This is a genomic window from Pseudobacteriovorax antillogorgiicola, assembly GCF_900177345.1.
Lineage (GTDB): Bacteria > Bdellovibrionota_B > Oligoflexia > Oligoflexales > Oligoflexaceae > Pseudobacteriovorax > Pseudobacteriovorax antillogorgiicola.
Genome location: NZ_FWZT01000007.1, coordinates 228,680 through 248,972, shown reverse-complemented (window position 1 = coordinate 248,972; position 20,293 = coordinate 228,680). Strand labels below are relative to the sequence as shown.

At 46.0% G+C, this 20,293-nt stretch carries 18 protein-coding genes; 9 read left to right on the top strand and 9 right to left on the bottom strand.

All coding sequences use genetic code 11. The annotated features are described in order from the left end of the window. Nucleotides 1–110 precede the first annotated feature (110 nt). Nucleotides 111–2,282 carry a di-heme oxidoredictase family protein gene (locus tag B9N89_RS11610; protein WP_132318239.1) on the top strand — a complete coding sequence of 724 codons (2,172 nt, stop codon included), beginning with the start codon at nt 111–113 and terminating at the stop codon, nt 2,280–2,282. Between the two features lie 3 nt (nt 2,283–2,285). On the opposite strand, the gene B9N89_RS11605 is transcribed toward B9N89_RS11610, so the two are convergent. Both B9N89_RS11605 and B9N89_RS11600 read right to left on the bottom strand, forming a co-directional pair. Continuing rightward, the gene (locus tag B9N89_RS11605) at nt 2,286–2,954 is read right to left on the bottom strand and encodes a hypothetical protein (RefSeq protein ID WP_132318241.1); all 669 of its coding nucleotides are present in this window, start codon (nt 2,952–2,954) and stop codon (nt 2,286–2,288) included. Nucleotides 2,955–2,986: 32 nt separating this feature from the next. Then, on the bottom strand, nt 2,987–3,688 hold the full coding sequence (locus B9N89_RS11600; protein ID WP_132318243.1) for a hypothetical protein: 702 nt from the start codon (nt 3,686–3,688) through the stop codon (nt 2,987–2,989). A gap of 386 nt (nt 3,689–4,074) precedes the next feature. Between B9N89_RS11600 and B9N89_RS11595 the strand changes: the two genes are divergently transcribed. Continuing rightward, on the top strand, nt 4,075–4,653 hold the full coding sequence (locus tag B9N89_RS11595; protein ID WP_132318245.1) for an HD domain-containing protein: 579 nt from the start codon (nt 4,075–4,077) through the stop codon (nt 4,651–4,653). Between the two features lie 42 nt (nt 4,654–4,695). On the opposite strand, the gene B9N89_RS11590 is transcribed toward B9N89_RS11595, so the two are convergent. From B9N89_RS11590 to B9N89_RS11565, 6 genes are all read right to left on the bottom strand, one after another. Beyond that, on the bottom strand, nt 4,696–5,571 hold the full coding sequence (locus B9N89_RS11590; protein WP_132318247.1) for an HPF/RaiA family ribosome-associated protein: 876 nt from the start codon (nt 5,569–5,571) through the stop codon (nt 4,696–4,698). A 61-nt stretch (nt 5,572–5,632) separates the two neighbouring features. Next, on the bottom strand, nt 5,633–6,739 hold the full coding sequence (locus tag B9N89_RS11585) for a BON domain-containing protein (protein ID WP_132318249.1): 1,107 nt from the start codon (nt 6,737–6,739) through the stop codon (nt 5,633–5,635). 310 nt (nt 6,740–7,049) lie between these two features. Then, nucleotides 7,050–9,266, bottom strand: coding sequence for a glutamine synthetase III family protein (locus tag B9N89_RS11580; RefSeq protein ID WP_200820699.1), 2,217 nt, complete (start codon nt 9,264–9,266; stop codon nt 7,050–7,052). Nucleotides 9,267–9,344: 78 nt separating this feature from the next. After that, a complete protein-coding gene (locus tag B9N89_RS11575) occupies nt 9,345–9,710 on the bottom strand; it encodes a response regulator (RefSeq protein WP_132318251.1) in 366 nt (121 codons plus the stop codon). Between the two features lie 144 nt (nt 9,711–9,854). Then, nucleotides 9,855–12,095 (bottom strand): ATP-binding protein, encoded by a 2,241-nt coding sequence (locus B9N89_RS11570; RefSeq protein ID WP_159455312.1) that lies wholly within the window; start codon nt 12,093–12,095, stop codon nt 9,855–9,857. Between the two features lie 68 nt (nt 12,096–12,163). Beyond that, nucleotides 12,164–13,591, bottom strand: a complete 1,428-nt coding sequence (locus B9N89_RS11565) for a sigma-54-dependent transcriptional regulator (RefSeq protein WP_132318255.1) — start codon at nt 13,589–13,591, stop codon at nt 12,164–12,166. Between the two features lie 282 nt (nt 13,592–13,873). Here B9N89_RS11565 and B9N89_RS11560 point away from each other — a divergent pair, with 282 nt between their 5' ends. The 7 genes from B9N89_RS11560 (at nt 13,874) to B9N89_RS11530 (ending at nt 19,804) form a co-directional block, all read left to right on the top strand. After that, entirely contained in the window at nt 13,874–14,140 is a 267-nt protein-coding gene (locus B9N89_RS11560; RefSeq protein WP_132318257.1) for a hypothetical protein, read from the top strand. A 104-nt stretch (nt 14,141–14,244) separates the two neighbouring features. Next, nucleotides 14,245–14,658 (top strand): hypothetical protein, encoded by a 414-nt coding sequence (locus B9N89_RS11555; RefSeq protein ID WP_132318259.1) that lies wholly within the window; start codon nt 14,245–14,247, stop codon nt 14,656–14,658. 133 nt (nt 14,659–14,791) lie between these two features. Then, nucleotides 14,792–14,974, top strand: a complete 183-nt coding sequence (locus B9N89_RS11550; protein WP_132318261.1) for a hypothetical protein — start codon at nt 14,792–14,794, stop codon at nt 14,972–14,974. A 217-nt stretch (nt 14,975–15,191) separates the two neighbouring features. Beyond that, nucleotides 15,192–16,016: a hypothetical protein gene (locus B9N89_RS11545; protein ID WP_132318263.1), complete on the top strand. Its 825-nt coding sequence runs from the start codon at nt 15,192–15,194 to the stop codon at nt 16,014–16,016. Continuing rightward, nucleotides 16,013–16,780, top strand: a complete 768-nt coding sequence (locus B9N89_RS11540; RefSeq protein ID WP_132318265.1) for a prepilin-type N-terminal cleavage/methylation domain-containing protein — start codon at nt 16,013–16,015, stop codon at nt 16,778–16,780. Before B9N89_RS11545 ends, B9N89_RS11540 begins: the two co-directional genes overlap by 4 nt. Before the next feature lie 32 nt (nt 16,781–16,812). Continuing rightward, the gene (locus tag B9N89_RS11535) at nt 16,813–19,218 is read left to right on the top strand and encodes a Hint domain-containing protein (RefSeq protein WP_132318267.1); all 2,406 of its coding nucleotides are present in this window, start codon (nt 16,813–16,815) and stop codon (nt 19,216–19,218) included. Nucleotides 19,219–19,465: 247 nt separating this feature from the next. Beyond that, the gene (locus B9N89_RS11530) at nt 19,466–19,804 is read left to right on the top strand and encodes a response regulator (RefSeq protein WP_132318269.1); all 339 of its coding nucleotides are present in this window, start codon (nt 19,466–19,468) and stop codon (nt 19,802–19,804) included. On the opposite strand, the gene B9N89_RS11525 is transcribed toward B9N89_RS11530, so the two are convergent. Next, nucleotides 19,805–20,263: a hypothetical protein gene (locus tag B9N89_RS11525; protein WP_132318271.1), complete on the bottom strand. Its 459-nt coding sequence runs from the start codon at nt 20,261–20,263 to the stop codon at nt 19,805–19,807. Nucleotides 20,264–20,293 lie beyond the last annotated feature (30 nt).

The following is a 20,293-nucleotide window of genomic DNA, read 5'->3' as shown; positions in this document are numbered from 1 at the left end:
AACTTCCTTTTTTTTAAAAGGTGCGCAGCATGATCCTTGCACCAACAAGCTTGTCTTAACCAGACAAAACGAAACCGAGCAGATTCTGTAGATGACTATTGGAGCATGAAATGAACGATAAACTTTGTCGGATAAGCTTAATAGGTAGCAGCCTTCTTTTTCTTGCCGCCACCTTGTCCTGCAGCAATCTTCAAGCACCAGACGCTCCAATCTCATTGAGAGAGAATGACCCAAGACCCCAACCTAACGACACCACGATGGACTCCGCTGATTCTGTCGATCAGAGAATCCCCCCAAAAATGCCCGAAGGTCCGGCTATGATGGAGGGTGGCGAGCTCACTTTTATGCCTTTTGAAAAGGATTTTAATAAAATTGGCAAACGGATATCAGGCTTTCTAAATGGTGATGGCGTTGCTATTACAGAAGGGGTGGTAAGGGTCCGTCGACGTCATGAAAATGACATGGATTTTGCCAAATTTAACCCTTTCTATTGGGAAGGCCGCACCACTCGCTTTCGCGTAGAAGATTTTACTCCAGTTGGGCAAAAACTCATTCGCTTTACACTTCTCACAGAATGGCCGCAGGATTATGAAAGAGATCGTGGGCCTGATTTTTCTGCAATTTATGTTGGCGACCCCTTGGCCAATGAAACCCTACGAAGTAAGTTCAAGATTAATAATCGCATGGCTCACGTTAAGGACAACCGACACTTCAGCTTCGAATTAAGCGGAGAGCTATTTGAACGATATCAGGAAGATCTTGAAGCTGGTCAATTGCTGACGTTTGAATACCGTTTTTTTAACGATGAGCAGTTTCCAAACTGGGCAGAGCAAAAAACCGTTAATCCACATAATTTATCTGCCTACTACTCCGAGTTTTTTAGAATCAAGATAGGCGAACCTGGCCTTTTTATTGATAATTTTCAGGCTCGCGGCGAGTTTCCAGAAGCTTGGCGCTATGCTGGAGGATGGACCACCACCCCAACAACTCGGGTGGAACCTTGGAACAGCTTGCAACAACAAGCATTTAATCTAACTCATGACCGAGCTGCGGAATTCCTTATGGGCAGAACTTGGTTTCATACAGATTTTATCTCGGGACAACATATTGCAGACCCTTCTGATGATAAGCCATCGGTATTCCGACCAGCGATGCAGGAGGATCGAAGTGCCTATGCAGGAAGCTCATACAACATGACCTCGTGCAATGGCTGCCACCAGCACAACGCCGGATTCTTGCTTCCTGCCGCTGGCCAAGCGATTCACGGGACAGTAGCAAAAACTCTAGACCCCCAAACTGGCAGAAGCCATAGAGTGTACGGCAACCAACTACAGACTGATGGCCCTCAAAAAGAAGGCAACCTAGTTATCTCTCGCTTCGAAACGAAGATTGTCACTCTAGACGACGGCACCGAAGTTGAACTTTCCAAGCCTGTTTTTGTGATTGAGAGTGGCAAAAGCAGAGCACCAGTTGCGTTGTCGGTCAGGCGCCCTTTGTCTTTGATTGGCATGGGTTTGATCAATGCGATTCCTGCCCAAGAGATCGAACGCCTGGACCAGTTGTCTGCTGGTCGGGCAGGGAAGGTTGCCGGTAAAACTGCCCGATTTGGCTGGAAAGCAAATCAAGTGGACCTTGCAGCTCAGATACGCACCGCCCTCAAACATGATATGGGTGTGACCACTATCGAAGAGAATCTATTAGATTGTTCTGGAAATTGTCAAACAGGCAAAGGACATCTTCCAAAGGAAGCAATCGAGGGTATGGAAAGTTATATGTCTTTACTGGGAGTGCCTCCACGGACAAATCCTGAAGACCCTCAAGTCAGACAGGGTGAGAAGATCTTTAAGTTACTTGGTTGCGAAAGCTGCCACGCTCCATACTGGAGGACGGGAACATCTCGCTTCGCCGAGTTGAGTGAGCAGTACATTCACCCCTATACGGACTTGCTACTTCACGACATGGGCCCGGGACTTGCTGACGATCATAAGGGTCCACAAGCAAGGCTCTGGCGAACCGCTCCTTTGTGGGGTCTTAAGAATACCAAGTATGCTAGCGCCCATCATAAAGATATATTCCATCCTGGTGACACTAACGTAACCTATGAGATGACCCAGGCTAAGGTGCGAACCAACCGGATTGAGTTGCTGCATGACGGCAGAGCAAAGTCGATTATGGAAGCTATTCTTTGGCACGATGGAGAAGCCAGCGATGAAGTAGCAGCCTATAAAAAACTCAGTGCCGACGATCGGCAAGCTCTCGAAGCATTCCTATGGGACATCTAGGCTCTACTCCTGGCGTGTTTTCCACATCAAGGGCTTTGACTTGATATAGTTCACAAGGGCCTGAGGACCGGCCCGAAATAAGACCCTGAAGGCCGTTTTAAAATCCACGCTCCGTTCATCTCGGCGTTGGTTTCGATGCATCACGCTACCTTCTAAGTGGGACCTTAACTCCCCTGGCTTATTCCATAAGCGCTTGTACTCAACATTACCGTCCGGATCGATCACATAGACTAGATTCGGGTAGGTACCGATTTGCTTATGCAAGTTGCCTTGAAGACCATCTGCGAATATCTGCCGTCGCTCATCTTCAAGCTTCTCTAGAAAGAATGCCCGATCGTGTTTCTGCTCCATAGAAGCTACCGAGGGGATAACATCTCCGGGGTTTTCTTCTCGAACATAGAGCACGATGAAGCAGATTTCTGGAAAATCGTCTGCAAGAGAGTTCATAGCTTCGATATTAGCTACATAGGAGGGACAGGTTAGACTACCTGTTTCCAGAACGATTTGTTTACCGCGAAACCGCTTCTTCAAGTTCACTCTGCGTCCGAGATTGTCCAACACTACGCTCTTCATTGGGAATGGATCATGGCAGTCGATTCCTGAAGAATATACGTCGTCGCCCCATTTCTGAGGCTTATAGGACTTGTAGTTATATCTCGAACTCTGACTCATTGGTCTTTATACTCCTTTCATCAATTAAATTCTTACTGATAAAAATTGATCACTGACTGGAGGTAATTTGGTTCTTCTTGAGCCGATGGTTGCGAGAATGCCGGTTTCTCGAATTCAATGGTATTTAGCATCTCGGACTCTTGATCAATCTGCCTGACTTCCTTCGGTAGAAGAATCAAATCCTGCGTAGATGGCAGCCATCGGCGATTGCTAATGTTCATGCCAACGATCTTCCAAGTCTCAGGGTTGACTAGGACATCATCACAGCAGCCAAGCTCTTCATCATCAACAGTCATCGCTCGGTAGCCGGAACTTAAGGTTCGGACACTCTTCAATTTAGCATCTAGACCACGATCACTGGTTTGCAAAACATTCGTCTTTCCAGGAACCAACCCTGTATGCGGGATTGTTCTCGCCATCCTCCAGAGGTAAAACCCTTCCAAGCTACCCGCCTCTTGTCTCGCCTGAGGTCCACTAGTGTTTGCAATCGAACCTTCGTGGAGCCCCTCCTTGCTGAGATTCACGGAAACCCCTATACCATCCATATGTGGCTCAATTCCGGCTAGGCTTGCTTCAACAACAAACTTTTCGACACCCACCCAGTTATGACAGGCGATGACTACATGAGTGATGGTCCACGTTTCATCATCGAAAAGAAAATCGTGAACCGTTCCCATGACACCATCCTGAGCGTGTAAAACCTTACCTAAAACATCTTGTATTCGAATAAACATCCGCACTCCTATAGAAATTCATCCTGTCTGCAAAGCTGCAGGGTTCATGCCAGCCCTCGGCTGCATTCCCATGATGCCAACTGCCACTAATTTGCTATTTTTTATGATATAATTTGACTTATTCTGAGGAGCAAACTTACACTCTAGTCACAATTCAGCAATCCCGGAAAGTGTTTCAGTGTAGGAAAACTCCTACACTGAAGGCCTGACTATACGTCCAATCAACACATTTTAGTCTTCACATTGCTTCACTTTGATAATTTGTCACCAAGAGATCAGGCATATTTCCTGCATTTCCTCACTTGGGTGAGTGTTGCCTCTCAATAGTTTATGTGGAACCTGATTAGCCTCACTCTTGTTTTACTTTTACAAAGGCGAGGCTGGACATGAAGAAACAAGGAAATACCCTTCCATTACCCCTCAAGGCGGTGACATTTGCTGCTAAGCAGCATCATGGTCAAATGCGAAAAGATGATGAGACTCCCTATATTGCCCATCCCGTCCGAGTGATGACGATTCTCTCAGAAGTTTTCGGTGTCGATGATGAAGAAGTTCTGGCTGCTGGTGTCTTGCACGATACCATCGAAGATACTGATTGTGAGCGAAAAGACCTAGAACGAAAGTTTGGCAAACGAGTCGCTAGCTACGTTGACGAGCTTTCGAAAGATATGGACCTAGACAAACCGGAGCGAGAGAAAAAGTACGCATCAGAACTTGAGGACGCATCTGTCTCCGTAAGGCTCTGCAAACTTGCAGACCTTTACGATAATCTTTCCGATACTAAGGCTCTCAGTCGAAGCAAGATACACAAAACTGCGGCGCGGGCCGAGCGTTTGGTTGATATTATGACCTCTGACTTCCCAGAAGAATGGCAGGATGCAGTGTTGGTCGTCCGTCGTAAGATCCAAGAGGTAAAGCGCTCCGTTGGTGACTCTGATACTGAAAAACCTCAATCTCCTGAATGAGACTGAGGCTCCTGATCCATTTAAATGCACTGAAAAAATCCTCTAATGATTGGCAGCATTGCCCACAATCTCGGATTCAATGTGTTCGCCAAAACCAGGAATTTGCTTCACTCTCCCCTGTTTCGCCATGTTTTCTAACTCTTCCAACTCATTAACCTCACAATAGTCATAGAGTTGCTTGGCCTTTACTGGCCCGATCCCCTTAACCCGAACGATATCTTGAATGTCGTTGGGGGTTTGTTCTCGCAGATGCTCAAGTAGGGTTGAGTGACCCTCTCGAACAAATTCCTCAATTTTATGGGCTATAGGCCGTTTGATACGCAGAGCCTTCTCTAGATTACTGTCGCTCAGAACAAGATCTTGGATCGACTCATCGCTACGCTCTACCTTCTTAATAGCCTTATCAAAGTGTTTCAGATCTCGCTTGGCCGCGCCCATGCATGCAAGGCGAAGACTTAGCTCCTTTAAGAAAGCCGCGATATCGTCATTTGTGACTATGAGCTTTACCGGATGAAGCCTGCCCTTCGCTCTCAACGCGTCCTCAAAGCGAATAACGTTCTCAGCGTCGATAGTCAATTCAGGGGGCTCTTGAAGCTCGCCATACATCACATTATGGGGCTTGCGACTGTCTAGCGCCATCTTACCCAGGGAACGCTTTATTCTCCGCTTTAGTTTCTCAACTGCCTGATGCATAGCGGTGTAGAGGTTTTCGTGCCTCGCCTTCACAAGGCTGCGAAAAGCTTTTGGAGTCTTAATCCCTAGCTTGACTGTGTGGACACCGTCGCCATCGACGATCAATTCTGCCATCGCTAAGTCAACCCGATTCCTAATCGGCTCGAACTCGTTCAAATGATCAAGCAGATAAGACTCTGCTCGCTCCGATCGACGTCTATTTTGATATGATACTTGAAGATCCATGGTGAACTCCTTTTAAATAGTTTATGCCACTGCGCTAACTCATGCTGGTTCAAAGTTTAGTTTATGAGCCTTGCGCCTGGGATATATCTAACCGGTTGACAACAGCTTGGATTTGGCCATATTGCTTTGCAACATTCTCTGCCAAACGGCGCTTGCCACTGTCGTCTACCGATCCATTGAGAACCGCAATATTTTTCATGACTTTAACACCAATACTCGACTGGTGGCAAAAGCGTCGAAGTCTAGATTCGATGGTCTTGGCCAAGTTTTGGTCCGTAATAGCCTGCTGTCGAGAAATAGAAATCAGGTTCCGCACGCGGTGAACTCCTTCAAGTCGCTTGATAGCCTTTTCCAATTGTTTCATAGCCCTTTTACTGCTGACATGACCAGTGATCACGACTTCTCCATCATACACTTCATAAGCCACAGATTGCTCCGCCACGCCTTCCGTTGCTAGCAACAGATCGTCTATCTTTTGCGTCAACAAAAGCTCTTGGTCACTCATTGCCGAGACTCGGAAATCACCGTGAACAATTCTTTCGACCCCTGGCGCGTCTCTCAGGACTTCTTCGATTTTCTCTTTCTGCCTCCGGCTACTCGCCTGCCCGGCTAGATAAACCACTCCGTCACGGCATTTCAGGCGGAAGCGTCTCGCATGGTCGACCACCGCTTTTAGTCGTGCCCACATAGCCCGTCGAAATCGGCCTTCTGGCTGCATTTTACTGGCTCTATCCGCTTTGTTCTGATGCAACTCTTGCACGATATCTTGGACGAGAAACTTTTCTTCTGGGTAGGAGACCACGCTGCTAGCCCCGAGTCGGTAGTAAGTCCTCGCTAATTTATCTGGGCAGGAGTTACTGGTCACCACATGAATCGGAATATTCTTTAGTAGGCCAGACTTTTTAACCATTTTGATACCGCGTATAAGGCCAACCATTGGCTCTACAAAAATCACACTGATCGCCGTAGGACTAAGCCGTGCCCGGATATCACGAACGTCTGGAATCCAGACTTGATTCACATCCAGACCATTGAGTAACAGAGCTAAGTCTCTCGACTTCTTTCTATCTCCAATTAGGTAAAGGTCTGGCTTTCTCTCTTTATTCAAGCCGGGAATTTCGGGAGCCAATTGCGACTCGGGACTTAGGCTTGGGTAAGAATCTAGCATGTGCCACCTCTCATTGTTTAACGAACAAAAGATCTTTACCACTTCGATCGAGAGTTAACCGACAGAACAACTGATCTAATAAGATAGAAGCAAATTCCAGTCCAAGGCCAAAAGCGTCGTAATTACGGTGTTTTCACGACATAATCAACGCTGGCCGTAGGTATATGCATACATTGTTTGAGGATATGTATCGTGCAGGAGACGGGAAAAAGAAACCAGATGAAACGATTCCTTCATCTGGTTTCTGGTAACGAAAATTGATTCGTCCACTATATCTCAAAAAGACAAAGCAGAGAATACAGGGCAGAAGTTAAAGACTAAATATCATCTCGCGATACTTAGGCAATGTCCACAGCATATCATCGATTTTTTCTTCCGCTTGAGCACTCAACTCTTCAAGCTTTTGAGCAATCTCAAGCCCTTTGTTGGAAATATCGTCACCAAGCTTACCTTCATCATCTGTTTCCGCCGAACTATGTATAAAATCAGAAAGCTGACGATGGCTATCACTCATACTTTGAAGAAGTTCGTTTAGGTTTTCCAGATCTCGCTTCTGAGATTTCGTTGCACCATCCCCAAGAACGTCGGTAACGCTCTTGTAACTTCCTGCCACGTCGCCAAGGTATTGGCTCAAACTTGGTATGACATGAGTTGCCACAAGGTTCTCTAGACTCTGGAATTCGATCATCTTAAGCATGTTATAGCGCTCAATCAAGACGTTATATCGGGCATCTAGCTCTTCACCACTGCCAAAAATCTCGTGATCGATCAAAAGCTTGCGGGTCTTTTCGTCTAGCAAGGTTTGTAAGGCTTCTGGAGTGTTCTTTAGGTTTGGCAAGCCACGAGATTCAGCCTCTTGGTGCCATTCTTCAGAATAACCATCACCTTCAAAGCAAACAGCCTTGCAAGATTTATATGTCTTGGAGATAACTTCAAGGATTTGCTTTTCTGAAGGCTTATTTCCTCCTGCAATGCTGCGCAAGCTGTCATTCATTTCCTTCAGAGCCTGAGCCATCGCTGTATTTAGATAGGCGATGGGACTGCTGATACTCTGGCTGGAACCGAGAGCTCTGAATTCAAACTTATTGCCCGTAAAGGCAAAGGGTGAGGTTCGGTTGCGATCGGTATTATCCTTCGCAATGACAGGAATCCGGGCTATGTCTAGATTGATTTCAGTTTCGGATGGTGTAGGGTCCTCGCCAGAACCTAGCTGTTCCAAGATACTAGATAATGTTTGCCCTAAGAAAACGCTCATGATTGCCGGTGGTGCTTCATTGGCACCAAGACGGAAGTCGTTTCCTGCGGATGCTACACTCAAGCGAAGTAGCTTGGACCAATCGTGAACCGCTTTAATGGTTGCCGTTAGAAAGTATAGGAAACGGATATTTTCATGAGGCTTATCGCCTGGATCCAGTAAGTTTGTCCCAGTATTGGTAGCCAACGACCAGTTCAAATGCTTGCCTGACCCGTTCATACCAGCATATGGTTTCTCGTGGAAAAGCGCGACTAGGTCGTGCCGCTTGGCCACCTGTCGGATGATCTCCATTGTTAGCTGGTTGTGATCCGCTGCAATATTTGCAAATTCATAGATGGGAGCTGACTCACACTGAGATGGGGCCACCTCATTGTGCCTCGTCTTGCATGGCACTCCAAGCTTATATAGCTCATGCTCACACTCCATCATAAAGTTCACGACTCGCTGCTTGATTGAACCGAAGTAGTGGTCACTAAGCTGCTGATGCTTGGGTGGCATCGCACCGAGCACAGTTCTGCCAGCAAGGACTAGATCGGGTCTCAGTTCATAAAGTGCGCGATCTATTACAAAATATTCTTGTTCCGGCCCGCAATTGCTTACAACATGGCTGAAGTTCTGCTCGCCAAGAAGTTCCAGTGATTCCTTCGCATGATCACTGACTGTTGTGATCGATCGAAGCAACGGAGTTTTCTCGTCCAGGTGTTCCCCTGAGTAGGAAATAAAAATAGATGGAATACAAAGGGTGAAGCCGTTGTCAGTTTCCATCAAGAACATTGGTGACGTGGCATCCCAAGCTGTGTAGCCGCGAGCTTCGAACGTTGAGCGTCGTCCACCACTAGGAAAACTGGATGCATCGGGTTCCTGTTGCATCAGTTCGTTGCCAGTAAAGTGGTCGATAGCCCCGCCACTTTTATCGAACGAAAAGAAAGCATCGTGTTTTTCTGCAGTGCCACCTGTTTGCGGTTGGAACCAGTGACAATAGTGAGTTGCCCCCTTGGCAATCGCCCATTCTTTTACTGCATAGGCAACCTTGTCCGCCAGTTCTGGAGTCAACTTTCGCCGACTTGGAGACACCTCACGTAATTCTTGAACATCATCTTTTGGCAAGCGCTGGCTCATGAGGTCCCAACCAAAGGTGTTGCAACCAAAGTATTGCGGAATACTCATGACTGCGCCATTCGAGGCCTCTGGTCGATTGAAGGTCCGAATCTTTCTCGAACTCATCTTGGCTATCGCTTCGTATCGGGCATTGGCTCTCGTCTTCGTTCCCATGGATAACTCCTATAAAGTTCAATTTGTCCGCTGAATAGCGTTCAAAAAATATATTTTTTGGTATTAAGGATTATTGATTCAGAGTTCTTTTATCATGTTTTTTGCTTTTTCACAGATACTTATCGCCCCTTGATTTCTGGCAATGCCCTCTGTGTAGGGATCTTTTGGTAAACTTTTTCGGCGCTGGGAAGCGCCGTATATAATCAGTGTTGGCGTTCTGCCAAAAAGATAGGTCATCTCAGAAGCGGTTTTGTGGTGACGTACATCATTGCTGGTGACAAGCACATCTGGTTCAAACTTATGCCAGCGCTTTTTCAGCTCTGAAAATGAAGTGACAAGTTGCACACGAAAGCCATGTTTTTCGGCAAAGCGCGCCATAGTCCTGCGCCAGAGAAAATCTGGTTCCAGTAATAACATTTTGGGACGCAGATGTTCGCTATCCATTTGTACCTCCTTGCAGCAGAGGTGCAGGAAGCATTCCAGGGTAATTACGGTAGTATTTGTAGCTATCTTGGCTATTGGTATGATGATTCTGAAACTTAATCCCTACAGTCGGCCCAGTACTGTATTGAGATTCATACATTAAAATCAGGCTTTCGAGGAGTTTTCCTTCAGATCTTCACCACCCTGCTTCACCTGTTCACAAACTTGGCTTAGCTGTTTGAGCACATTACCGAGGATAGACCGTTCCTCGGAATTCTCGCTGCTATCGCCCATCTCCTTCGATCGCGATTCAATGGTTTCAGTAAGTCTGCTGATATCAGTAAAGCCATATGTGCTACCAGCTCCTTTCAATTTATGGGCAAGTTTTTGAAGCTGCAGCCAATCTTCACCATCATAAGCCGATTGTAGCTCTTCAACCCGGCAGGATAGAGTATCTATAAACTCGATGATCATCGGGCGATAGACCTCTCGATCGTGGTACTTCGATCGGATCACTGGTGATTGAGTCTCTTTTTTCATTGGTGTTTTTTTCCTAAGCGTCGATCGAATCGTTCGCATCAGCGATGGAATGGAAACAGGCTTTGAAACATAGGCACTAAACCCAGAGCGAAGACAACGCTCTTTTTCTTCTCGCATGGCGTGTGCTGTCAGAGCAATAATAGGGGTCTTGATTCCTCGAACCCGCAGTTCATTTGTCGCAGTGTAGCCGTCAATCTTCGGTAATTGAATATCCATCAAAATAATGTCGATATCGCTGTTATTTGTAGCTTGTTCCAAACCGGCCTCGCCATCCCAGCAGGAAATGACTGTCGCTCCAGAAAGCTTAAGGAAGTAATTGTAGATCCTTTGATTATCGTGACCGTCTTCTACAAGGAGAACCTTAACCCCCTCCAAGAAACCTTGGAATGTCTCAGCTTCCACAACATCATCGGGGTCATCCTCCATAGGAGAAAACTCAGATACCGTTTTGGTTCCCACTGGCACTTCGCATGGCACGGTAAACTGGAAGGTACTGCCCATCCCAGGGCGACTATTGACTAGTACGAGGTCACCTTTGAGTAATTTGGCCAGATGCTTCGATAAAGCAAGACCAAGACCAGTACCTTCAGTTTTCTGAACCAAGGAGCTATGAACCTGAGAAAATCGCTTAAAGAGCTTTTTGGTTTTATCAGGTGGAATTCCACAGCCCGTATCGACGATGGTAAACCTTAGTTGCGTCGCGGTGTTGTCCTTTTGAGCCGCTGAAACTTGCAATAAAACCCGGCCTTCATCAGTAAATTTTGCGGCATTACCAAGGATATTAACAAGTACTTGAGTGACACGAATGCCATCGCTGATCACATGCTCAGGAATCTCTGACTGGAACTGAGTTCGAAAGTCTAAGCCCTTGTCTTTCATCTTTACTTCAACGATGGAGACAACCTCGTGGAGGACCCTCATTAGATTCACTTCTTCAAGGTTTATCTCGATCTTGCCCGATTCAACCTTCGATAGATCGAGCAAATCGTCAATCAAAGTCTTCAGATGCTTGGCACTTCTTTTGATAGAAAACACATGATCGCGGCGCTCGCCGGTACAATCCGAGTCACTCAATAAGATATCGGTAAAACCAAGGATACCGCTCAGAGGTGTTCGTATCTCATGACTGATATTAGTGAGAAAATCAGTCTTGATATTGCTCGCCCGCTCGGCTTCCCGTTGGGATTTTTCAAGATCGAGACGAAACTGCCGAATATGATTGGCTATGGGTCGAAAAACAAACATGCCGACAAGAAGTAGCACTCCCACCACAAAGAAAAACCCCATGATCTGAAAGTCTAAGTAGGAGCGAACCTTCTCTTCTCGTTCTGAAGCATAAGTTCCTAAGATAGTTTCAAAGCTAGTCAGGATCGATCGACTCAGAGATTCGATTTCTATCAATAGTTCATCGAGATCTGTAACCCGATCCCCAGCATTAGCGATATACCTCGTGTTCTGTAAGTACTTGCCAATGAGCACCTCAAGCCTCGTATAGGTTTCGACATCACCTTGACTCAATAAAGTTGAGTCTGTGATATCCCAAAGAAAGACTGAGTCTGCTTCAAACTTTTTCATCAAATGCTGGTGCTTTTCCTCCAACACATCAGCCAGATGCAGGAGCCTTTGCCGATCCTCGTCTGTGTAGCTATCGAGAATTGTGTTAGACAGGCGATTCACCACAAGAGCCATCTCTTGGACTCGAATCTGCTGCTGGGCAATGTTAGCGACTGCATCGGCAGCATTCTCTTCAACTGAAATGTATCGAACCTGGAAAAGTGTTGAAACACCCGTTAGGAGAGCAATCACCACCAGAGTCGCCATATAGCCTGTTGTTAAAACGCGCTCTGGCTTACCAATCGGCTTCATTGATCCGCTCCCCATGTGTAGACAGGTGATTGTACCATATTTCTGCCGGTAAAATTATCGAGCATCTCCTAAGTTTCAGCCTTTCCTCCATCTTGCCGATAGGACTGGTGATCGATGTCGTACTTTTCAAAAAGTCTATAGATATCTGCTCTATATCGACCGCAACGGCGGGCCAGTTCTGCAATGTTTCCGCCTGTCTTGCTTAAGAGCCTTTCCAAATACTGTTTCTCAAAGGCCTGTTTTGCATCTGTCAGGGCCATATCGAAAATCTCGCCCCCCAGAGTGACCCCTTCGCCCCCCGAGGAATTCCCCTCGGCCTCTTCGTCAAAGTCAACTTTGTGAAGGTGGCGGAACAGGTGCTCCACATGGATCTTTCCATCGGGAGAGAGCACCACGGCTCGCTCAACGGCGTTCTTAAGCTCTCTAACATTTCCGGGCCAGTCGTAAGACATGATCCGACGTAGCACATCTGTACTTGGTGGTAGCACCTCTTTGTTAAAGCGCTTATTAAGCTCCTTCAAGAAGTGTTCCAGTAATACACCAATGTCATCTTTACGATGTCTCAAAGGCGGAATATTTACTGGTACTACTGAGAGACGATAGTACAAGTCTTCGCGAAAGCGACCCGATTGGATCTCTTCCAGGAGATCGCGGTGAGTCGCCGCTATCACTCGGGTATCTATTTTTATGGGCTTGGATGAGCCTACAGGAACCACTTCCTTTTCTTGGAGTACTCGAAGCAACTTAGTCTGCAAGCTCAAGGGCATGTCGCCAATTTCATCGAGAAGGAGTGTGCCCTTGTTGCAAAGCTCGAAAATGCCCTTCCGATCGCTACTTGCATCGGTAAAGGCACCTTTCTTGTGGCCGAATAGTTCAGACTCCAAGAGGCTCTCAGGAATCGCCGCGCAGTTAATGGCCTCAAAGCGCATCTGCTTGCGGGAAGACAGCCGATGCAAGGCTCGTGCAACGATCTCTTTACCAGTTCCCGACTCTCCCAAAATCAAAACCGTTGAGTCGACATCCTTGACTTGATCAATGGTGGTGCACAGCTCTGAAAACCTTTGCCCCTGACCTATTAACCCAATCTTGGTAACCTCTTCCTTGGCGACATGGGATTCTACTGAAGATTTTGATAGGCTATCGCGAACCTTCTGGGCAATGTCTTCGGGATTGGTGTCTTTCGTAATATAGTCGAAAACCCCACTCCGGAAAGCATCGACCGCTGAATCAAGGGAGGCATTTGCAGTGAGAATAAAGATCCGAGAAAACGGAGACTCTGAAACTAGGAATGGTAAACCATCCAAACCGCTTTCTTCCCCTAAGTCCAAGTCGAGCAGTATAGCATCAACAAAGTATCTCTTTGTGACGTCCTTCATATCACTTAGAGTGTGACAAAAGTCGACGCGGAAACCCTCTTCACCCAGTGCAGCCTGCCAAAATTTACACGTATTCACATCGTCATCGACGATTAATAGCCGTCCCTCGTACTGGCTCATGCCCCACACTCCGACAGTTTGATATAGTCAACAAAGTGTGTATTCTAGGCCGATTTCAGATAAGGCGCAATGGAATGTTTATCGTAGCGTGCCTGGCATTTTTGTGACAGGTAGGTGTCGCCGAAACCCTTCACTCGCCTCCGTTGTATGGCTTTCCGATAGTGGATAGCTTTTCTACAAAATAATCGAGCCCTAATCCCCGGAAATCATCGGGATCTGCCATTGGTACTCCCCTTGCTTCATAAGCGAAAAACCACAGATTGTGAGTCGGAGACCCAGATTATGATGAAATTTGCCTTTGGTACCTTGATGGGTATCTGGTTGGGTGCCTGCACCTCCGTTCCTGAGCGAATTGAGTACACCTACGATGGAGCTGAAGATCTTTCCGAATCAGCACTTGACCGCAAACTCGTGAACGACTTGCAAGCCTGTGATCGACAAGCCAGCTGGAAATCCACTGATGACAAGGAACAACCGCATTTTTTTGACGATCGCTACCATGAAAATTGTATGAACTCTCGATATTGGCAAGCCGAGTATCACGACTAAGGAAGTCATCACTACTGACTAGAACTCGGGAGAGATTAGCACTATAATTCGGGTCGCTTTCACGATTCCTCGCTTGGACATAGACTTTAAAGAACGAGGTTACTTTGGGTTTTCGCATTTTAAGATTTATCTTGCCAGCTATTTTCATAAGCTCTTGTTCTCTGACAGGTTCCGAAAGCCTTGAAGATTCTTTGTTTGGCGAGAATTCGCAATTTGATCACTGCTTCGCTCCCAAAACCAACAAACGACAGAAGCGTCAGGTTATGATCGTTTTCTTGATTGACCAGATGGGCAAAGCCCACTTTATGGGCATTCGCAACGAGACTATGGATTCACCGTTGGCTCGCTGTATTCGGGTCCATTTAAATCAAATCGATTTTAAGAAACACTCCAAGGCCCAAATTTATCGCACTATCATCGCTCCTCGAAGTACAAGCCCGAAAGCGATTGACTTAGGAATTCAAACGATCCACCCCTTCAAAGTTCAAAAAGCAGTTTCTCGCCTCTCAACTCGTTAAGCGTTTCTGTCGCCTCGTTATTCAGTGTTCAGAAATTAGTCAAGCTCCATGGCTTCAAGCACCTGACTTAGCTTACCACTAGTAAGGTCTCTTTCTTGCAGGTAGCATAGTACTTGATGAAGGGAGTTTTAAGATGGTTCACCCCATATACATACGACTAGCAGAGATGATTCGGCAAGTGGACCGACTCATACTACTTCAAACCAATATACACGAAGCAGAAGACCTGCGGCGTCACCGTTTATACTTGGAAGAAAAGGCTTCGGCCTACCTTGCGGACGATAAGGGTGAAAACCCACCTCAAGTACATTTTTAGAGTAAGATAGAAGCTGCAAGAATCCTAATTCGGCGATATTTAGCAACGGATACCCATCGATATTAAAGGGGTTTATTCCATTTAAATCCGTGATTCGCTTTTCACTCATGCCCGCCTCAGCCCTAACCGAATAATAGTTAAGCTCGGATCGAATATCAAATCTCACGCCTTGTAAGAATTAGAGTCAATATAACGTAACGATCAGTTGGGAAGTGCTATGCAACGGTTCACTGACAAGACTCATACCGCTCCTTCTAATGTTCTTTCGCTTCGCAGCGAAGGCGGTGCAACACTAATAGAGACCATGCTCAGCGTTGTCCTCCTGATAGCGTCTTTCTATTGGGGCTCCCAAAGCATTGTCAACAATATGAAGGCTCGTCGAGTCGCACAGGCTGCAGATCTTGTTTACGAATCAGATCAGATGATACGCTACGAAGCTGAACTTTTTTGGGAAAACTTGCAGCGGCGTATTACTGAATTCCCGACTTCCGAGCAGTGTAAAGGTAATAACCTCTTCGAGATTGTTCGCGAAATCAGAAAAGCCCGTTCTCATGCCCAGAGCTACATGTACCTCGGCAACTACATCGACCTGGAAAGTGAGTATAACGAGCCTGACAAGGTCGATACGATCCAGGCTACAAAAGTTTTTGAATCTCACGAGAGTTTTTGGGCGGAAGTACAAGCAAAACAAGGTAGTTCAAACCCGGCTAAAAAAATCCTCCAGGTCTTCGAGCGTTGTAAGTATCCTAGTATCGTACAAAATGTAGATCGGTCTACTAGAAACTCTCTTTATCAGTGTGCCTTACTTGAAAATGCTATTGTTGAAATGAAGGGAACTTTCTGGGACTTCAACCGCGGTATTCCTATTGAATGCAATAAGCAGAACGAGTTTTCTGGCCGCGGACTTCAAGTTGTCTACGCCGTACACCGCTTTTCAGAAGCAGCTTCGACGGAAAATAATCTTGGCTACTCTCTAAGCAAAAGTGATGGCAGGCTCTATATATCAAAGGCTGTCAAGGGTTTAACCTTGGAGGGGCCATGAAGAAGCGTATAGGTTCAAATTCGGGCTTTTCTCTCATTGAGATGATGATTAGCGTTGCCATACTTTCAGTTATCATTATGGGAGCAGGCAAGTTTATTCCTCGCATCCTAAGTTCATCCTCGACGCTAGAAGCCTACTCCAATTCCCGTGATGAAATTCTACAATGGATGACAGTTGTCCGCAAAAATCTATATACCACCGCGTTCGACCCAGAATCTCCATCTGATGACCCCAAACTAGAGCGTTGGGAAATTCAGGACGAGTTTGAGAATTTCACGATCGGCACTACCATGAACGTATTCGATCGCAACGACAGTAAACAGAGAATCTTTAGCATCGGCACAAGGTGTATAGGCGCACCAGATACGCTACAGACATTCTTACCTGTAATGAATCAGGATTACCTGGATCAGCATGTTGTTGACGTCCCCGAGTGTCGGAACCTTTTGTCCTTGGTTGACTGTGGTGTTGGTCAAAGAACCGAAGCAGTCATCGATATTGAAGGAGTGGGGCGCCGCACGTTTCCCAGGACTCGTGGTCAGCGACTTTCTCGGCATGCAGTCGCAGGAGCTGCCTGCCTTGTCTATGACAACAACACAAGGTTTCACAAAGTCTACATTTGGGCAGCTATCATCAGTCAGAAAAATCGCAAGCACGAAGATAAGACAAAACGAGTCCGTTGGATCAAACGCCAGATGCTTTTACCCCCCAGCAACACGGGTAACGTTCAGTATCTAAAGCCAGACCTAGAACCAAAGTCTTGATGTTAGAGAAATAATGAGAGTGAGGTTGTAGAATGAGGCATAAAAATATTTGGTCCCTAAGAGGGGAATCAGGAGCAGCCCCCTTAGTGATGGCATTGGTTGTAGCTGGAGGCATCGTCGGTGGCGTTAAGATCGCAAACTTCGTTGCGGAACAGTCCTTAAAATCCCAGAAACGGACCGTTAGCAAGTTCTATTTGCAAATGGCAAACGAGGCAGCACTCGCTCTTACCTCGCAGCTGGCGGGAAATAGTATCATTGTACCAAACAAGGCCGGGAGTGGCTTTGAAAAGAATAAGGACCTCGATACGAAGACGGGTTCTCGCGTTCGAGGTGGAGGAACCCACAAGAACTGGGAGCTAAAAGGAAATACTCTTCAGATTACAAACTGCCTAAAGCCGGACATTACAAATTCTGACGTATTTGTTGATCGCGATAACACTGACATTTTGAAGAACGAAAGTTCCAACTGCATTCAAGGGTTTGACATCACGACGACTGTGGAAGTTGTCGCTAAACTTGATACTCCGGATGTGAATAACGTTATTGGTAAGAACTCCACGGAATCTTACTTTCAAGTAAAAGCAACTACAGAGCATCCAGAAGATAGCTCGATTAAACTAGCCAGGGATGCTCGTATCAGACATAATGATCCATCTCGGTTGTGTTCCTCTGAAAACGGTGAAATCTGCAACGTCGACCACTGTCGTTTTATGAAGCCGCTACGAAACACCGATGGCAATGTTATGTATAAGGCCAATGGCAAGATGCACCTCATGCCTAATCCTGAGTATGCTGAAAGTATGACTCTTTCTGTAAATGTCGCAAACTATACCGTTAAAAAAATGCATGAAAATGACCCCACCGATGATCCCGAAGATCTTCAAAAATTTCTTGATGAAGCTTATAAAGATGGCCGAAAGAATCCATTCAAAAAGCCCCAAGGTGTCAAAGGTAAGATGGTCAAAGAGGATTTGGTTCAAACCAATTCAGATGGTGAAGTGACCCTGAATATTGGTCATGTCGACAATAATATGGTTGAATTCGAAGGTTTTCTTTTCGACAACCAACGAAAGGGTGCCAATGCCTTTGCATGGCCGCCAGGAGAGTCTTATGAAATGATTCGCGATCGCTTAAAAGATGGATGTAAAAGGACACTAGGAACCAGTGAGCCTGATTTCTGTTCCCGTATCAGTTTTCCCTACGAGACGCAGGAGTACCATTATAGCCAATACAAGAATTGTAGCTACTACGGTCCCGATCGCATCCCCAGGCGAAATGATATCGATGGTCGAATATCTCTTGATGCCGGCTTGGATGACTATGAGAAACGTGCATCCTTAGTTAGCTATTCGGACTGGAAACCAACCGCATCTACAAATGAAGGAATGCGTGTTATAAAAGACAACCGAACCAAGTGGGTCGACCAAGATTGTCATTCAGATTTTACCGACAGCAAAAAATCTGAAGTTGATAACAATGTCTGTCACGATTTTTCTGGAATTCGTGAAGGAGTTGTCGAAGTTGAAGAAATCCGCTCAGAAACAGTTGCACTTGAAAACACATGCAAAAAATACGATAACGAGCAAGCCTGTAAACAGGAAGCAAACTGCCAATGGCTCGAAGCTATATCAAAATCGAAAAATGACGATGACGACGACAAAAACAAAGATAAGTCTAATCAGGGAAGTCTATCTGGTGAGTGCACTATGGTAAAATCCACAAGCAACGTTTTTCAGCGACGAGTGCGGAGTTATGAGTGGAAAACCGAATGCGAGTATAAGGATGCACCAGCCAACGCCGGTACGAAGAACGACTTGACCGTTTGCTTCTACCTTGAGTACTTCGATATCATGGATCGAAATAACTGCCGCCGGGAAACGTCATCGCGTATTTGCCGTAACAATAACGGTTGTTTTATCGCTGGTACAGAAATAAAGATGGCAGATGGCCGGATTAAAAATATCGAAGACCTCAAGGAGGGTGAATTTGTCTACAACCCCTCCACGCAAGCTCCAGCAGAGGTTGAAAGCGTCATTGTTGGCAACCAAAAGCGCGAGCTATACAAGATTTTCTATAGTGATCGTTCTGTCACAGCAACCTATAATCATCCTTTCGCCACAAGTGCCGGCTTCAAAGATGCAATCGAATTGAAGGTGGGTGACTATATCATTACAGAGTCTCTCGACGAAGTAAAGATTCAGAAGATTGAGCGCCTGCCCATTGAAAGCGGTCGACTTGTGTGGAACCTTAAGCTAAAACAAACCAGCGGTTCTCAAACTGTCAGCCTTGATCAGCACACATTCGTGGCAAACGGTCTCGCGACTGGGGACTTTTTCATCCAGGGGGCGAGCCGCAAAAAACTTAAGGAACTTTCCAAAGCCGAAGCTGAGTCCCAAGACTTCATTCGCTTTCTACAAAACAAGGGCATGCTAAAGTAATTCCTACTTTTTGGGGAGCTATGGCTCCCCTGCTCGTTCATAATATACCTTCTGCAAATTCAACACGATGATAAATTAATCTCCTACCGATTCCGCAGTTTTCCATCCCGAGTATTTCTCTAGGTATTTTAACTAGTTAATCTGTGAGCCAAACATTGTAAGTAACTAAAACCTTTTCCTTAAAGAAACAGACACTGCCGACGATAGCTGAGTTAGTAGCAAGATTGAACACGCAAAGGTTGTATGCATGAACGTCCTGTTGGTGGATGATGATCCTGATCTCATTGAATCGATCCAAGACTTACTTTCTGAAACAAGTATCGAATTAAGTCCCATGGTCTCCGGCGCACGTGCTATGGAGTACTTGCGTGATCATCCCTACGATGTGGTGATCTGTGATATAAACATGCCTAGTGTTTCGGGCTATGAAGTGATGGCAGCAGCACGAGAATTAGGTTGCCAGCATGTGATTGCAATTTCTGGGGATTCATTGGAATGGGAAAGCAAGAGTAGGGGAGCCACTGACTTTATTCGGAAGCCAGTTGATTACGATGAACTGCTGAAAGCGCTGAAAACCTGCCTCTAATTACAGATCACTCAATAGGTCATCAATGTCAGACTGATCGAGGATCTCTCGTTCCTCCACATCTGTTAACCTATTATAGTCATTAATTAAATCAGTCTTCTTAGAGCCGAGGCTTTCGATCTTGCCTTCGCGAACATATACATCTAAAAGAATTTGCGAGTAGCTTACAGCTCCTATGATAAATTCAAGGTGTTCAAGTTGGATATCACCCAGCTCATCTTTGCGATAGATCTGGCAAACGTTATCTATCATCCTTGCAACATCGACTAGCTCATCGAAAATATCCGTTCCCGAACCAAAACTGAACGTACCAATCAGCCCATTGAAGTGATCGCCGATCTCGATCATCTGCTCAATCTTGCTATGGTCGGACCGAAGCGCCTGAAGGATCGGTAATGTTTGCTCTATCTGTCGCTTAGCATCTGCAAGCGCATCGATCTTTAACTTAATTTCTTCCATAACCAGCCTCCACGGCAACTTGATCGGACG

Bases quoted from the DNA above. Each gene is read 5' to 3' on its own strand.
- B9N89_RS11575 (WP_132318251.1), bottom strand. From the start codon at position 9,710: ATGGATAGCGAACATCTGCGTCCCAAAATGTTATTACTGGAACCAGAT.
- B9N89_RS11595 (WP_132318245.1), top strand. From the start codon at position 4,075: ATGAAGAAACAAGGAAATACCCTTCCATTACCCCTCAAGGCGGTGACA.
- B9N89_RS11535 (WP_132318267.1), top strand. From the start codon at position 16,813: ATGAGGCATAAAAATATTTGGTCCCTAAGAGGGGAATCAGGAGCAGCC.
- B9N89_RS11560 (WP_132318257.1), top strand. From the start codon at position 13,874: ATGATGAAATTTGCCTTTGGTACCTTGATGGGTATCTGGTTGGGTGCC.
- B9N89_RS11565 (WP_132318255.1), bottom strand. From the start codon at position 13,591: ATGAGCCAGTACGAGGGACGGCTATTAATCGTCGATGACGATGTGAAT.
- B9N89_RS11570 (WP_159455312.1), bottom strand. From the start codon at position 12,095: ATGAAGCCGATTGGTAAGCCAGAGCGCGTTTTAACAACAGGCTATATG.
- B9N89_RS11580 (WP_200820699.1), bottom strand. From the start codon at position 9,266: ATGGGAACGAAGACGAGAGCCAATGCCCGATACGAAGCGATAGCCAAG.
- B9N89_RS11525 (WP_132318271.1), bottom strand. From the start codon at position 20,263: ATGGAAGAAATTAAGTTAAAGATCGATGCGCTTGCAGATGCTAAGCGA.
- B9N89_RS11605 (WP_132318241.1), bottom strand. From the start codon at position 2,954: ATGAGTCAGAGTTCGAGATATAACTACAAGTCCTATAAGCCTCAGAAA.
- B9N89_RS11545 (WP_132318263.1), top strand. From the start codon at position 15,192: ATGCAACGGTTCACTGACAAGACTCATACCGCTCCTTCTAATGTTCTT.
- B9N89_RS11610 (WP_132318239.1), top strand. From the start codon at position 111: ATGAACGATAAACTTTGTCGGATAAGCTTAATAGGTAGCAGCCTTCTT.
- B9N89_RS11600 (WP_132318243.1), bottom strand. From the start codon at position 3,688: ATGTTTATTCGAATACAAGATGTTTTAGGTAAGGTTTTACACGCTCAG.
- B9N89_RS11590 (WP_132318247.1), bottom strand. From the start codon at position 5,571: ATGGATCTTCAAGTATCATATCAAAATAGACGTCGATCGGAGCGAGCA.
- B9N89_RS11550 (WP_132318261.1), top strand. From the start codon at position 14,792: ATGGTTCACCCCATATACATACGACTAGCAGAGATGATTCGGCAAGTG.
- B9N89_RS11585 (WP_132318249.1), bottom strand. From the start codon at position 6,739: ATGCTAGATTCTTACCCAAGCCTAAGTCCCGAGTCGCAATTGGCTCCC.
- B9N89_RS11540 (WP_132318265.1), top strand. From the start codon at position 16,013: ATGAAGAAGCGTATAGGTTCAAATTCGGGCTTTTCTCTCATTGAGATG.
- B9N89_RS11530 (WP_132318269.1), top strand. From the start codon at position 19,466: ATGAACGTCCTGTTGGTGGATGATGATCCTGATCTCATTGAATCGATC.